This window comes from Dorea ammoniilytica (assembly GCF_025567415.1).
In the GTDB taxonomy this organism is placed as follows: Bacteria; Bacillota; Clostridia; order Lachnospirales; family Lachnospiraceae; genus Claveliimonas; species Claveliimonas ammoniilytica.
Genome location: NZ_JAOQJV010000002.1, coordinates 99832 through 115520, shown reverse-complemented (window position 1 = coordinate 115520; position 15689 = coordinate 99832). Strand labels below are relative to the sequence as shown.

Below are 15689 nucleotides of genomic sequence, written 5' to 3'. Positions count from 1 at the left end.
CTTATTACAAGAGTGCCTTACATCCAAATTCATCTTCTTATGCAAATACCTTCAGATTCAATGCCAGCGCAAGCAGGATAAATAATACTGCGAGCACTCTGGTAACCTTCACTAAAGTACCTTCCATAGAACGTCCTTTGTTCTGTCCCCAGTAAGAATCAGCCATACCTCCGATAGTTCCGAGTCCTGCCGACTTACCTTCCTGTAATAATACAACTATTGTCAGTGCAATACAATCGATTGCAAGTAAAATCATTAATACGGTCTTCAAAATTTCCACGATTCACACCTCCTGCGGATTAAACATAATTATTTTAGCACAGGAGTGTCCATATAGCAAGGAAAATCTGCTGTCTTTCCCAACATTTCCTCAATCCTCATGAGGCGGTTATATTTCTCTACACGCTCTGATCTGCACGGTGCACCGGACTTGATAAGCCCCGTGTTAAATGCGACCGCAATATCCGCAATCATCGTATCCACAGTCTCTCCCGAACGATGGGATATGATTGCCTGCCAGCCTGCCCGGTGTGCCATTTCCACCGCATCAAATGCCTCGCTTAACGTTCCGATCTGATTGATCTTCACGAGGATCGCATTGGCTGCGCCAAGTTCTATCCCTTTCTTCAGACGTTCGGTATTCGTCACAAACAGATCATCTCCTACCAAATATACATTTTCGCCAAGATGCGCGGTCATCTTGACCCATCCTTCCCAATCTTCTTCGTCTAGCGGATCTTCGATCGAATATATCGGGAACTCCGCAAGCAGTTCCTCATAATACGCGATCATCTGATCTGTCGTGCGCAGAACCTTCTGTCCATGCATCCGGCTCTCGCCGTCAAACACATAAGCATTCAGCTTCTCATCATAGAGCTCAGACGCTGCCACATCCAGCGCAAACAACATATCCTTTCCCGGCTGATACCCTGCCATCTTGCAGGCATCCATTAACATGCTCAGTGCCTCTTTCGCATCCGGAAGATCCGGTGCAAAACCCCCTTCATCTCCTACCGCCGTGTTACAGCCGCGCTGCCCAAGCAGCGCTTTCAGGCTCTGGTAGATCTCCGCACACATCCTTACACCTTCCCGGAAATCCGGTGCACCCACAGGCAGGATCATAAATTCCTGAATGTCAATCGTGTTGTCCGCATGCCTGCCACCGTTCATAATATTCATCATCGGAACCGGCAATGTTCTCGCCTGTACACCGCCAAGATACGTGTACAATGGACGTTCGGATATTTTTGCTGCCGTTCTCGCCGCTGCCATCGACACCCCGAGAATTGCATTAGCGCCAAGTTTCCCTTTATTCCTGCTGCCGTCAAGTCTCTTCAGCACCTCATCCAGCCCTCTCTGGTCCAGTACATTCATCCCCACGATCTCCGGCGCGATCTGTGCATTCACATGGTCAGCCGCGTGCTCCACACCTTTTCCCATGTAACGTGCCTCTCCGTCACGCAGTTCGATTGCTTCATATTTCCCGGTGGACGCACCCGACGGTACACTTGCACACCCCACGGTTTTCTCTCCAGCCAGTATCTCCACCTCGATCGTAGGATTCCCTCGCGAATCAAGGATTTCTCTCGCATATACATCTCTGATCGGTACATATTTATCCATAAAAAATACCTCCTATTACAGGAGGTATTATTTCCAGATTCCGTTCGTTCTATCCCACAACCAGACCTTCTGCGCGAATCACATCGATCACCTGATCTACGTATTTCTCACACAGTTCATCCGTCGTTGCTTCTACCATGACACGGATCACAGGCTCTGTACCGCTCTCACGCACCAGAATACGTCCGTCATCACCCAGCGTCTCTGCCACTGCATTAACTGCTGCCTGCACTGCCGGATTCTCACGGGCAGTCTTCTTATCTGTAACACGCACATTTTTCAGAAGCTGCGGGTAAATGCGTACAGGCTCTGTAAGCTGGCCAAGGGTCATCTTCTTCTCCAGCATAACTTCCATAATCATCAGAGAAGTCAGGATACCGTCTCCGGTCGTCGCATGCTTGCTGAAAATAATGTGTCCGGACTGTTCACCGCCCAGAGAATAATTATTCTTTACCATGTTCTCGTATACGTATTTGTCACCAACAGCGGTCTTCTCATATTTCATGCCCACTTTATCGCAGGCTTTGTATAATCCGAGATTGGACATTACCGTTGTCACGATCGCATCACCATTCAGACGTCCTGTTTCTTTGAGATATTTACCACATACGTACAGAATCAGGTCACCGTCTACGACATTGCCGTTCTCATCCACTGCGATACAGCGATCCGCATCTCCATCGTAAGCAAATCCTACATCCAGTCCCTTTTCACGTACATACTCCTGCAGCACGTTGATATGAGTAGATCCACAGTTCGTATTGATATTCAGACCATCCGGTTCGTTATTGATCACATAAGTCTTAGCACCCAGCGCATCAAACACACTCTTTGCAATCATAAATGAACTTCCGTTTGCACAGTCAAGTCCTACCTTTTTACCTTCAAAAGATCTGGTTGCCAAAGAAATCAGATATCCGATATAACGGTTACGTCCTGCAGAGTAATCTGTGGTGCGTCCGATCCGATCCTTCTTCGCCAGTGGAAGCTCCGGTATCTCTCCGTCAATGTATGCTTCAATCTTCGCCTCAACATCGGCATCCATCTTATGTCCCTTGTGATTGATCAGCTTAATACCATTATCATAGAATGGATTGTGGCTGGCAGAGATCATAATACCGCAGTCAAAATCCTCGGTTCTTGTCACGTAAGACACACTCGGTGTAGTCGTAACATGCAGAAGGCATACATCCGCTCCGGAAGCTGTCAGACCTGCAACCAGCGAGTACTCAAACATATAGCTGCTTCGTCTGGTATCCTTACCGATCACGACTCTTGCGCGATGTTCCTGTCCGTAATACCATCCGATATAACGTCCCACTTTGAAGGCATGCTCCACTGTCAGCACTTCATTGGCTTCACCACGGAAGCCGTCTGTTCCAAAATACTTACCCATAATTCTTCTCCTTACTATCCTTATTAATGTATCTATACAGTTCCGTTTATACGGTAAACTTTTTCGAGAATGCCTCTGCAATCCTGCCGGAGGCTATATCAGCTGGGGGATTGACTCCCAGCTGATATAATATTGCAACAAAATCCAGTTATGATGCACTTATCTCTGGCTCCACGCAGATCTTGATAACAGGATCAATATCGGGAATATCTCCAGTCGACCTGCCAGCATATCTCCGATCAGTACTAATTTGGAGAAAATGCTGTATGCGCTAAAGTTACAGGTCGGTCCTACAGCATCCAGTCCCGGTCCTATATTGTTAAAACATGCAAGCACTGCCGAGAGATTCGTCTCCACCGAAAATCCGTCAATGGATATCATCAGGAAACTTAAGATCACAATGATCACATAGATAGCCATGTACGCATTGATGCTTGCCACAATCTTCTCGTCCACCATACGACCGTTGTTGCGCACTACCTGCACTTTCTGTGGATGCAGAACTTTACGGATATTACGATGTGCACTCTTCAGCAAGATCAGCGCGCGTCCGCATTTCAGACCTCCTCCGGTACTTCCTGCACACGCTCCGAGTACCATCAGCGACAATATGATCGCCTTGGAAAATCCGGGCCATTTATCAAAATCCGTCGTAGCAAATCCAGTGGTCGTAATAATACTGGACACCTGGAATGCCGCATGCCGTATAGTCTCACCCAGAGATCCGTAGAATCCTCGCAGGTTCCACACAATCAGCGCCGTACTTCCAAGCACAGCGCCAAGATATAACCGTAATTCTTCATCAAAGAACACTGCCTTGAACTGCCTGATCAAAAGCAGATAATAGCAGGAGAAATTCACTCCGAATAACAGCATGAATACAGTCGTTACATTCTGCAGATACGGACTATAACCTGCTATGCTGTCGTTCTTAATACCAAAACCACCGGTTCCGGCTGTACCGAACGCAGTACAAAATGCATCAAATGCCGGCATATGACCAGCCAACAGGAAAATAATATTAATGACCGTCAGCAAAATATAGATCAGATACAGGATCTTCGCTGTATCCTTCATCTTAGGAACCAGTTTACCAACGACCGGTCCCGGGCTTTCCGCACGAAGAATGTGCATCGTATAGCCTCTGCCCTTGCCTCCTGCCGGCACAATCGCAAGCAGGAACACCAGCACACCCATACCGCCCAGCCAGTGGCTGAAGCTTCTCCAGTACAACAGACATTGGGACATGTCTTCTACTGCCGGTAAAATGGATGATCCGGTTGTAGTAAATCCGGATACGATTTCAAATAATGCATCCACATAGTTCGGAATCTCGCGAGCGATAAAGAATGGAAGTCCACCAAATAATGACATACCGATCCATCCAAGTCCTACGCACGCCAAACCTTCTTTTGCGTAGAATCCACTTGCCGCATGCCTGCAGGTAAGCCTTAAAAACGCAACCACCACTGCAATGATCAGAATACTCCAAAGCAGTGCCTGCATGGCATTATCTTCTCCGCATACATAGCCGATGATCACCGCCGGAATCATAAACAAACCTTCCACAGTCAATATCTGGGCCAGAAAACGCCCAACCATCTTATAGTTCATAATGACGTCTCCTCACCTATTCAAATATATCATCCAACTGATATAGTACTTCGTCACGACCGGATACAACAACTACCGTATCGCCCACCTCAAAGCTGGACTCTCCATCCGGCACCTCTGTCCTCGCCTTATGAGAAATACCTGCGATCAGGATATTCTTTTTCGTCTCCATGTTCTTCAATGGCACTCCACAGTATCTGGTATCCTTCTCCACGAGAAATTCCAGTGCTTCTGCCTGACCATCCGCGATACCGTACACCGTAATCGCAGCACCTTCCTGATTATGCATTGCACGCACATAACGTACGATTGCATTGGTACACAGCTCCTTCGGACTCACAATACTTCCTATAGGAAGATTCTCGATAATCTTGGTGTGATCCAGATGTCCTACCTTCGTGATCACCTGCGGCACGCCACAGTTATTACCATATAAAGAAATGATGATATTCTGCTCATCCATGCCAGTCATCGTAATCAGCGCATCGCAATCCTGGATGCCTTCGCTCTCCAGCAGTGCCTGATTGCTGGCATCTCCATGGATAATGCTGGCTCCCGGCAAACGCTTCGCCAAATCCAGACATTTCTCATAATCCTGTTCAATGATCTGCACGATCATACCACTCTTCTTCAGTCTCTCAGCAAGATAATAGCTGACTTTACCACCGCCACAGATCATAACGCGACGTACCTTATGCGTAATAATGCCCAGATTCTTCAATAATATCGTCAGATTATCGGTCGGTGCCGTAACAAAGATACGGTCGCCTTCCTGCAATACGAAATTGCCATCCGGTGCAATTACCTTGCCTTTTCTCAATACAACGCATACCAGTACTTTGCATTTTGCTACGGAATCCAAATCATTCAATGCCAGATCCTTCAGCTTACTGTCCGAACCAATTCTCAGTTCTACAATCTCAAGCCTTCCCTTTGCGAAAGAATCTCTCTTCAGGAATCCCGGGTATTTCAGCAGATGCTCAATCTCAATCGCAGCCTGCTTCTCCGGATTCACTGACAATGACAGCGCAAATATCCCACGCATCCGATAAATCTGCTTGCTGTATTCCGGATTCCTGATACGTGCAATCGTATGAATATCAGGATTCATACCATGCGCTGTAAGACAGCACAACAAATTAACTTCATCCGCACTTGTCACCGCGATCAGAAGATCCGCATCCTTAACGCCTGCTTCTTCCAGTATTTCCATAGATGCGCAATTACCCCGAATCGCCATCACATCAAATCGCTCAATACTACTATCCAACACATTCTGCTTCGAATCAATCAGTGTAATATCATACCCGGCTGCTGTCAGTTCCCGGGTCAGTGATGCTCCAACTTTACCATCACCAGCAATCAATATCTTCATTTTATCCTCCATCGACACTCTCATGCCTGGCTCACAAGCCTACTATCCTATATTAAATCTATACTCCATTATAGCAATTCGTTCCAGAAAGGCAATCCTTTTTTTACCCCAGTATTACCTGAAGCACAACAGCGGCGGATATCAGAAAGACTCCACATCCAAAAAGAACTGCGCAGGCACCAAGCATTCCCCACAGCGCTCCTCTTTTCTCCCGTGGGAATACCTTCGTATATCCCGGCTGCCCCCTGTGAATCAGATAGTTACCTATATATAAGAGCAGTGGTGCTATCGTTGCAAAAATCATATAAATGCCAACAGATGCTAACGGCAGTCTGTCTGTTGCCACATCAACTGCCTGTGCGCCTGTTCCCTGCAGCCTCTCCAGCCACACGAGCGCATTTGTCAGTATTACTGAAAATGCATTATTGGTAAAATGTATCAGCATACAATAGAAGATGTTCTCCGTCTCAAACAGAACATATCCCATAACAAGTCCAAGTATCGCCGTTGGCACCATACGCCACACGCTGCCATGGCACGCACCAAAGAATAATCCTACGATAATAATCCCAGTCCATTTGCTCCGCGTCCCACGAAAACAGGTCAGTAATGCTCCGCGAAATGCAATCTCCTCGCAGATTGCCGGCGTCACTGCAACCACCAGCAGGTCGATCCACATCGGTGTCGCAGACATCAATTCATCTACACCATTACTCGCATTCAGCATCTGGTCCGGAAAAAAATACGCCATCGTAAGTGTCACCACGCTGGTCAGCAGCAAGATACCGCCCCACAGGATCAAAGAGCCAAATATACCAGACCATTTCAGCTTCCGAAATGGAAATGCCGTCTTCATTCTGCCCCGCATGATCAGAATCATTAATACACCGATCAATGCCAGCACAATCTCATGAAGTACCACTCCCGCCGTTCCAAATAAATATCCAAGTATGCCGCTCAGGATAAATATCTCAGCTACAATCAATACCGCCAATATCACAGCGGTCACATACGGTTTCTTCCGATGTTCTCTGCTCCACGCTGTCTGTCTCATCTCATTCATAAATCTGTCTACCTGCTCTTTCCAGTCTTTTCTTATGTGTGCTGTCAGAGTTCCAAGGTCTAAATCCACATGAACTTACCACAACCATATTATAACGTAATCTGACTCAGTATCTCCCCGATCGGTGCAGAAATGGTCAGTTCCGCACCCACTTCTCTCGCCGTCGCACTCTTATTGATCACTACCAGATGCTTGCCATGGAAATAATCAATAAATCCTGCTGCCGGATATACCACCAAAGATGTGCCTCCAATGATCAATGTATCCGCTTCACTGATCGCCCGAATACTCCGATCGATCACATTACTGTCCAGCCCTTCTTCATATAATACAACATCCGGCTTAATCATGCCGCCACACTCACATCTTGGCACGCCATCTGCATACTTCACATACTTCGCATCGTAGAATTTTCCACATTTCATACAGTAATTGCGATGGATGCTTCCATGAAGTTCCAACACATTCTTACTTCCGGCAAGCTGATGAAGCCCATCAATGTTCTGCGTGATCACCGCCGTAAGCTTTCCCTTCTGCTCCATCTCCGCAAGTTTTCTATGCGCCGGGTTCGGCTCTGCATCCAGAAACATCATCTTATTCTTATAAAATTCATAGAACCCCTCCGGATTCTGCATAAAGAAGCTATGACTTACAATCTGCTCCGGCGAATACTTATACTTCTGCTGATAAAGTCCGTCCGCACTCCGGAAATCCGGAATATTACTCTCCGTAGATACACCCGCGCCTCCGAAAAACACAATCCTGCTGCTGTCATCTATAATTTTCTGTAATTTTGCAACTTCCTCTGTGTACATATATCTGCACCTCCTATTTTATCTATTGTATTCCCAATACTGTCCTTTTTCAATATGAGACCAGGCTTTTCACAGTAAATGCAACAGGGTGACCTGTTTACCTTGAAAAACTACCTGTACAAGAAATTTTTTATTTTTTTCAAAAAACTCTTTACAATTCATATTGCCTGTGGTAATATAGCTTTTGTCAGCAAGCGGAGATGGCGGAATGGCAGACGCGCTAGATTCAGGTTCTAGTGGTGGCAACACTGTGAGGGTTCAAGTCCCTTTCTCCGCACTAGCTAATGAGCGAGAAACCTTGTAAATCAAGGCTTCTCGCTTTTTTATTACTCATTTGAGTTTGATTACCTTTGATTACCATTTTGTGTACATATAGATATAATCTTGAGTTTTCATTACAACTAAAAAGTCCCACAAGATTTTCTCCTGTGAGACTCATTTCATTCGTTTACTCCCAATATTGCTTCTACATCGTCAGCAGTAATCCTTCATATCCCAAAGCATAACAGACTCCAAAAGCAGCTTCCGCCGCCTGTTCATTGGAATCATGCTCCTCCCGCTCGTGCTTTGCCACTCTTATCACACGAAGTGTGGTATGACCTGTATACCGCTGTCGATATTCCTCATTTCTTTTACCTGCTCTGTTCCACAGTTTTTTCCCAAACCAGAGAAATAAAAGACCGAGAATCAATGGAATTGCTACTGTTACGAAAGAATACCCATATTCTCTATCCTTTTATATAATCAAATGCCACTCTCTTACTTCCGTCCCTGACGTATATAATTCCGCATTTTTTAAACCCATATCTGAGCACCGCATCCTGCATCGGCTGGTTATCTTCATGCGTATCAATTCTGAGATAATCAATCTTTTCACTGCAGTAATCAAAGCAGGTCTTTGCCAGGCCTTTCGCTTTACCGGATGATGCAATTCTGTGGATGGTTCCGTAGATCTTACTGCTGTGCCATTCGCCATCTTCGATCACCTGATAAGTCGGATCTTCACCGATGATGAACGCGAATGTTCCTACGATCTCATCATTTTCCACAAACACATAAGAATTACCGTTGTCGATATCTTCTGTGATAATTTCTACCGATGGGTATCCGTCATTCCACTGTGTCAGATTGCCTTTGCTGCGCATAAATGCTTTTGCATTTTCATACAAATCCATAATTACTGGGACATCTTCTTTTCTGGTCTTTCTGATATTCATCCTATCTTCGCTGTTCTCCTTTATTTGATTTCCATTCTTTTACATATTCCAAGAACGCTTCTGTCGCCGGATCCAATTCGCTGTCTTTCAGATATGCCACGCCCAATGTCCGTTTGTAATGCTCCGTAAATGGGCGGATGCAGATGTCAAATGGCGGATTGGACAGCAATAATTTCGGTAATACACTGATTCCCATCCCATCGGATACCATTTTCTGGACAGCCACGTCATCATCTAACTGGTAAAGCACAGTCGGATGAATGTCATTCTGCTCAAAGATCCCACCCGCTTCAAAGTCAAAACCATCTTCTGAATAAATATAATTCTCGTCCTTAATATCAGTCAGATTCACCTTCAGTTTGTCTGCCAGCGGATGATTTCTCGCCGTCAGGAGCATCAGTTCATCCGTATCCATCGGATAAAATTCCAGATTATCCGGAAGCAGATAATTGGACACAAAGATACAATCCACCTCATTCTGATCCAGCTTATCATGAAGCTGCGAAGAACTTCCCATTGATATTTTAAAATGAATATTTGGATATTTTTTTGAAAAATTCTTTACCATAGAAGGTAACCAGTTATATGCAATACTCTTGATCGTTCCGATATGTATATAACCATTTTTCAGACTGGTCAGATTCGATGCGATATCCGCAATACGGTTCTCTGCATCGCAGATTGTTCGCAATTCCCGGATAATTTCTTCTGTATTTGAGATTGGCAGCATGCCATTTTTCGTTCTTTTAAACAGCGGAAGACCAAGTTCTTTCTCAAAGCTCTTAATTGCCTGACTGATCGCTGACTGCGTATAATTATATTTTTCTGCTGTAACCGATATGCTGTGTGTATGATACACGCTTAGAATCATTTCGTACTTTGTCATTTTTTTGCTCCCTGTTTGTAACACTCTTTTTTATTATATAATTGCAGCAGCCAGTACGCAAGACGCATCCACCGCGCATACATTAGAAATGTTAAACGACCCATTCAATATTTTTTATATCATAACCATTTTTCTTCAATTCCTCCACTCTTTAGATATATTAAATGACCCATTTAATTTTCTTAAATTGTTTAACAAAAGACAAAGTTATAAAATTAAAAATGCTGGCGGATTTCCAAGGTTATCGGGGTGGACATCTGCCAGGTAACTGTTTATCACAATATTTTGGTATATTTATCTGGAGGGTTAAAATGAATGCAGTAATTTTACTAAGAATTGTTTTGATCGCATTTACAATCTGCTCTGCTTTGTTTCTGATTGTCGATCTGATCAAGCACAAAGACGAGATCCATTTCAAAAAGGGTATTACACTTGCCCTGATCGGTTTATTCACCAACATGCTGGATACCTGGGGTATCGGATGTTTTGCAACACAGTCTGCATGTTTCAAATTCACCAAATCAACGAATGATGAGATTATTCCGGGTACATTAAATGTCGGCAACACGATTCCCGTTGCATTAGAGGGCATCCTCTTTATGACTTTCGTAGACATTGATCCGTTGACTCTTTATCTCATGCTGGCCGCAGCTGCTATCGGCGCACTCGTTGGTTCCGGCATCGTCTGCAAATGGGATCTGAAAACCGTTCGTTATGCTCTGTCTGTCGGTCTGGTAATTCTGGCTGTTGCACTTGTATGCAAGAACGCCGGCGTCGGTCCATTCGGTGCTGTCGGCACTGCAACCGGACTTAGCGGTATCAAATTAGTCGTAGGAGTGGTCATTAACTTCTTCCTTGGCGCATTGATGATGATCGGTGTTGGTCTGTATGCTCCATGCATGGCACTTGTTGGTGCACTTGGCATGAACATCGGAGTTGCATTCCCGATCATGATGGGTTCCTGTGCATTCCTGATGAACGCATCCTGCTTTAAATTCATCAAAGAAGGAAAATACGACCGTACCGCAACGATTATGCTGTCCATTTTCGGATGTATCGGTGTAGTCATTGCATATAAGGTTGCATGCTTCCTGTCACTGTCCACATTGACTTATATCGTATGTGTGGTTATGATCATCACTTCCGCAACATTCTTCCGCGATGCGCGGAAAATGTCTATGCCTTCTGAATCAGAGCGGGCACAGAAAGAGTTGCAGAAGTCCGGAGCAATGACAGACTAATCAGTTAATATAAAAATCGCAAAAGGATTCATATAATAAATGGGAGGTAACCGGATTACATATCCGACACCTCCCATTTTTTATACTTTTCTTTATACTTTAAGCTGACTGTATTCGCTCTAGAATGAGAATGTCATTGCTCTCAGAACTTGCTTTTCCTCTTCGTCCAGCCGGTTCTCCTGCTTCAGAGCCTCTACCATATCTACATCCTTGATCTCACCAAAATAACGCACGACTACACGATTCGTCTTACCTTCTGCCAGAGCCTTTACTGCCACATATCCCATACGGGTAGCTGTCACACGATCTCGTGCTGTCGGTGAACCGCCTCGCTGAATATGTCCGAGTACGGTCACTCTAGGATCCAGTCCCAACTCTGCACGGATCAGATCTGCAACCTGATGTCCGGCAGTACCATTACCAACCACTTCATTATCCAGCGTTCCGTCTGCTTTACGCTTAGCTCCCTCTGCTACGATTACCATAAAATGGGTACGTCCTGCAAGTCTTGCATTACGGATCTTCTCCGCAACATCTTCCTCAAAATCCCAAGGTTCTTCCGGAATCAGAACGGCGGTTGCACCTGTCGCAATACCAACATACAGTGCCAGATTACCTGCTCTGTGTCCCATGACCTCGATAACCGAGCATCTCTCATGAGACTGCATCGTATCACGGATCTTATCGATTGCTTCTACTGCCGTATTCGCTGCTGTGTCGTATCCTATACTATAGTGGCTGCATCCGATATCATTATCAATTGTACCCGGTATGCCAACTACAGAGATTGGATATTCCGTAGAAAGTGCCAAAGCTCCGGCAAATGTACCATCACCACCGATTGCCACAATTCCATCCAGTCCGAACAGCTTACAGTTATCGTATGCTTTCTTACGTCCATCCTTAGTACGGAATTCATCACTGCGGGCTGTGTACAGCATTGTACCACCCTCGTTGATAATATGCGACACATCCACCGCTGTCATACGGTACATGTCTCCATTGATCAAACCATGCCATCCGCGACGGATACCTACTACTTCAATTCCCATGTAGAGTGCTGTACGCACTACGGCACGTACAGCCGCATTCATACCTGGTGCGTCGCCACCGGAAGTCAGTACTCCGATCCGCTTAACCGCACATTTCTTTTGCTCTTCCATCCTAACACCTCATTTCGATATTTGCATATCGTTCCTTCTTCAATGCATACTCACATTGTAACAATCTGAATTTAAAATGTCTATGAAAATATTGTCAAAATAATGTTAATAATTCAAACACGAAAAAAGCGCTTCCCCATACAGAAGCGCTTTTCTCACTATAAACATTTTAAGAAGGAATTAGAAATTGTCTTATTTCTTTTTTTCGGAGGCTGGTGGATGCACATTCCAAGGCAGTCTGCGCATGCCTCTGCAAATGCCTCTGAATAACTTGGGTGAGCATGAATGATAGATTCAGCTACTTCATTCACTGTAATCTCCATCTGCATCAGTGCGACTGCCTCTGCAATCATCTCAGATGCTACGCCGCCTACCATATGTACGCCAAGGATCTGACCATATTTGTTGTCAGCGATTACCTTGATAAATCCTGTTGTCTCTCCAGATGCAACACTTCTTCCGTTAGCAGCCATATTGAACTTGCCAATACGAACTCCTTCTGGATGAGCCTCTTTTGCTTTTTCTTCTGTAAGACCTACAGAAGCAGCTTCCGGTGACAGGTACAGGCAGCTTGGTACATAGCTCAGGTCACATTTTACTGCGGTTCCCTTTACTGCATTTTCAGCTGCTACTTCACCCATCTTGAATGCTGAGTGAGCAAGCATGATACGTCCGTTGATATCACCACAAGCGTAGATATTATCAACAGATGTCTTCATCGTATCATCTACTACGATCTTGCCTCTCTCTGTCTTGATCTGATCAGCAAGCTTACCAAGACATCCAAGGTCTGCTGCACGTCCGATTGACAGAAGGACTTTATCTACTTCAAATTCTCCGTTATCTGTTACGATTACCGGATGTCCGCCATTGTCTTTGATCTCTAATACTTTACGTCCGCAATTAACGCTTGCGCCGCCTTTCTTCAGAGTCTTGTCAACTTCTGCAGAAATGTCTTTGTCAAGCATAGATACTACGCGGTCCATAGCCTCTACGATGGTAACTTTGCTTCCGAATGCACTGAATGCAGATGCCATTTCACATCCGATTACACCACCACCGATGATACCAAGTCTTTCCGGAACTTCTGTCATAGCCAGGATCTCATCACTGGTCATAACATCTTTGTGATCCACACCCGGAATCGGGATACGGATTGCTTTAGATCCACCGCAAAGGATGATCTTGTCAGCTTTGTATGTCTTGCCGTCACATGCAACTGTTGTTGCATCTTCCAGAGAAGCTTCTCCGGATACCAGCTTCACGCCATTTCCCTTTAACAGGCTTCCAACACCGCCTGTCAGCTGTTTTACAACTTTGTCCTTATATGCTACAACCTTTGGCATGTCTACGCTGTGCTCAGCATTAACTACAATGCCTCTTGATGCAGCTGCTTCGATATGATGAATGTACTCAGCAGTCTTCAGATATGTCTTAGTCGGGATGCATCCTCTGTTCAGACATGTTCCACCTACGGTATCTTTCTCGAAGATGATAACCTTTCCGCCAAGCTGTGCAGCACGGATTGCTGCTACGTATCCGGCAGGGCCTCCACCGATTACAGCTACATCATATTCATTTTCTTTCTTCTCTGCTACAGATGCTGCTGCCTCAGCTTTTGGTTCCTCAGCTGCAGGTGCATCTCCTTTTGCTGCCTGCTCCGGTACCTTTTCTCCGGCTTCTCCGACATATCCCATAACTGTGTTAACCGGGACTACATCTCCACCCTGATAAAACTGAGCAAGAAGAACTCCTGCTGCAGGAGACTCAATCTCCATGGAAGTCTTATCTGTCTCGATTTCCATGAACATTTCGCCTTTTTCTACTTTATCTCCAACATTCTTCAGCCACTTAACGATAGTACCTTCTTCCATGTCCATATCGTTCTTTGGCATAGTTAATTCTGTTGCCATATTATCCTCCTAGATTAAATCAAGATTGTGACCGGATTTTCAATCAGCTCTTTCAGGTATGACTCGAATTCGCAGACTTCTGTTCCGTTCAGGATTCTGTGGTCAAATGTTACGCAGATCATCATCTTCTTACGTACAACTACCTGTCCGTCTACCAGTGCAAGCTCATCCTCTGTTCCACATACACCAACGATAGAAGCCTCTGGCTGATTAATGATTGGTGTAAAGCTGTGTGTTCCGTACATACCAATGTTAGAAATGGTAATACGTCCGTCACCCATTTCGCTTGATTTTAATTTACCGTCTCTTGCTTTCTTAGCAAGTTCTTTTGCATCCTTAGATACCTGAAGCAGTGTCTTCTTATCAACGTCTTTGATTACCGGTACAACCAGTCCGTCTGTGATACCAACTGCCATTCCCACATTAACCTGATTGTGGACGACATACTCGTTGCCTTCCAACGTCATGCGGAATCTCTCGAACTTAGCTGTAGCTTTGCCGACAGCTTTAATGATCAGGTCATTTACAGATACCTTCTCAGCCTTCTCTTTACCCTCGTTGATCTTAGCACGAAGAGCAAGCAGCTCTGTAACATCAACCTTGATGTTCTGTGTTACGCTAGGAATCTCAGTATGACTTGAGTTCATGTTCTTCATGATAGCCTTACGCATAGAAGAAAGTTTTCTACGCTCAAGTACTTCTGCGATCTCTTTCATTGCGCCTGCAACATTTTCTTCCTCTGCTGCTGTCTGAGCCTGAGCAAATGCTGCCTTGATATCATCACTGAGGATCTTTCCTCTGTATCCGGATCCCTGAATAGTTGAAAGATCTACGCCGAGATCTGCTGCCATTGCCTTAGCAAGCGGTGTTGCAACCGGTGAAGCTTCAATTGCTGTAAATACATCAATTGCACGGATCTCGCCGTGACGACCTGTCGGAACTACTTCTTTCAGATCGATTCCATTATCTTTTGCAAGCTTCTTAGCATATGGAGTTGCAGGAATTCCACTTGCATCAGACAGAACCTTTGCAGGTGCTTTTTCTGCAGCAGGTGCTTCCTTTTTCTCTTCCTTCGGAGCTTCCTCAGCAGCAGCCTTTGCGCCCTGCTCCGGAACAGCTTCTCCGGCTTCTCCGACATATCCCATAACTGTATTAACCGGCACTACATCTCCGCCCTGATAGAACTGAGCAAGGAGAACTCCTGTTGCCGGAGATTCGATCTCCATGGAAGTCTTGTCTGTCTCGATTTCCATGAACATCTCACCTTTTTCTACTTTATCGCCAACATTTTTAAGCCATTTAACGATAGTACCTTCTTCCATGTCCATATCGTTCTTTGGCATCGTCAATTCTGTTGCCATTATGCTTCCTCCTTACTATCTT

Annotated in this window: 14 protein-coding genes and 1 tRNA gene; 2 read left to right on the top strand and 13 right to left on the bottom strand. The window is 45.1% G+C overall.

Annotated features, from left to right (window positions below; genetic code table 11):
- Window positions 1–37: 37 nt before the first annotated feature.
- The 7 genes from secG to OCV65_RS02575 form a co-directional block, all read right to left on the bottom strand.
- Entirely contained in the window at window positions 38–280 is a 243-nt protein-coding gene (gene secG, locus OCV65_RS02605; RefSeq protein ID WP_118382433.1) for a preprotein translocase subunit SecG, read from the bottom strand.
- 29 nt (window positions 281–309) lie between these two features.
- Complete coding sequence (gene eno / locus OCV65_RS02600) at window positions 310–1623, bottom strand: phosphopyruvate hydratase (protein WP_262580873.1); 1314 nt, start codon at window positions 1621–1623, stop codon at window positions 310–312.
- 49 nt (window positions 1624–1672) lie between these two features.
- Complete coding sequence (gene glmM / locus OCV65_RS02595) at window positions 1673–3019, bottom strand: phosphoglucosamine mutase (RefSeq protein ID WP_262580872.1); 1347 nt, start codon at window positions 3017–3019, stop codon at window positions 1673–1675.
- A 159-nt stretch (window positions 3020–3178) separates the two neighbouring features.
- The gene (locus OCV65_RS02590; RefSeq protein WP_262580871.1) at window positions 3179–4633 is read right to left on the bottom strand and encodes a TrkH family potassium uptake protein; all 1455 of its coding nucleotides are present in this window, start codon (window positions 4631–4633) and stop codon (window positions 3179–3181) included.
- A 16-nt stretch (window positions 4634–4649) separates the two neighbouring features.
- Window positions 4650–6008, bottom strand: coding sequence for a Trk system potassium transporter TrkA (trkA, locus tag OCV65_RS02585; protein WP_118382429.1), 1359 nt, complete (start codon window positions 6006–6008; stop codon window positions 4650–4652).
- Window positions 6009–6111: 103 nt separating this feature from the next.
- Window positions 6112–7071, bottom strand: a complete 960-nt coding sequence (locus tag OCV65_RS02580) for a type II CAAX endopeptidase family protein (RefSeq protein WP_262580870.1) — start codon at window positions 7069–7071, stop codon at window positions 6112–6114.
- Between the two features lie 89 nt (window positions 7072–7160).
- Window positions 7161–7886, bottom strand: a complete 726-nt coding sequence (locus OCV65_RS02575; RefSeq protein ID WP_262580868.1) for an NAD-dependent protein deacylase — start codon at window positions 7884–7886, stop codon at window positions 7161–7163.
- Between the two features lie 194 nt (window positions 7887–8080).
- Between OCV65_RS02575 and OCV65_RS02570 the strand changes: the two genes are divergently transcribed.
- A tRNA-Leu gene (locus OCV65_RS02570) sits at window positions 8081–8163 on the top strand.
- A 189-nt stretch (window positions 8164–8352) separates the two neighbouring features.
- Here the strand turns inward: OCV65_RS02570 and OCV65_RS02565 are convergent.
- Genes OCV65_RS02565 through OCV65_RS02555 form a run of 3 tightly spaced genes read right to left on the bottom strand, consistent with a single transcriptional unit; the run spans window position 8353 to window position 9989 of the window.
- Window positions 8353–8577 (bottom strand): hypothetical protein, encoded by a 225-nt coding sequence (locus OCV65_RS02565; protein WP_262580867.1) that lies wholly within the window; start codon window positions 8575–8577, stop codon window positions 8353–8355.
- 37 nt (window positions 8578–8614) lie between these two features.
- Window positions 8615–9103 (bottom strand): N-acetyltransferase, encoded by a 489-nt coding sequence (locus OCV65_RS02560; protein ID WP_262580866.1) that lies wholly within the window; start codon window positions 9101–9103, stop codon window positions 8615–8617.
- A gap of 1 nt (window position 9104) precedes the next feature.
- Window positions 9105–9989 carry a LysR family transcriptional regulator gene (locus tag OCV65_RS02555; protein ID WP_118452139.1) on the bottom strand — a complete coding sequence of 295 codons (885 nt, stop codon included), beginning with the start codon at window positions 9987–9989 and terminating at the stop codon, window positions 9105–9107.
- Between the two features lie 311 nt (window positions 9990–10300).
- On the opposite strand from OCV65_RS02555, the gene OCV65_RS02550 reads away from it, so the two are divergent.
- Window positions 10301–11230, top strand: a complete 930-nt coding sequence (locus OCV65_RS02550) for a permease (RefSeq protein WP_243061122.1) — start codon at window positions 10301–10303, stop codon at window positions 11228–11230.
- A 119-nt stretch (window positions 11231–11349) separates the two neighbouring features.
- Here the strand turns inward: OCV65_RS02550 and OCV65_RS02545 are convergent, their stop codons facing one another.
- The 3 genes from OCV65_RS02545 to OCV65_RS02535 all read right to left on the bottom strand — a co-directional run bounded on the left by OCV65_RS02545 (window position 11350) and on the right by OCV65_RS02535 (window position 15667).
- On the bottom strand, window positions 11350–12393 hold the full coding sequence (locus OCV65_RS02545) for an ATP-dependent 6-phosphofructokinase (RefSeq protein ID WP_262580865.1): 1044 nt from the start codon (window positions 12391–12393) through the stop codon (window positions 11350–11352).
- Window positions 12394–12551: 158 nt separating this feature from the next.
- Window positions 12552–14306 carry a dihydrolipoyl dehydrogenase gene (lpdA, locus tag OCV65_RS02540; protein ID WP_262580864.1) on the bottom strand — a complete coding sequence of 585 codons (1755 nt, stop codon included), beginning with the start codon at window positions 14304–14306 and terminating at the stop codon, window positions 12552–12554.
- Between the two features lie 14 nt (window positions 14307–14320).
- Window positions 14321–15667: a dihydrolipoamide acetyltransferase family protein gene (locus OCV65_RS02535; protein ID WP_262580863.1), complete on the bottom strand. Its 1347-nt coding sequence runs from the start codon at window positions 15665–15667 to the stop codon at window positions 14321–14323.
- Window positions 15668–15689 lie beyond the last annotated feature (22 nt).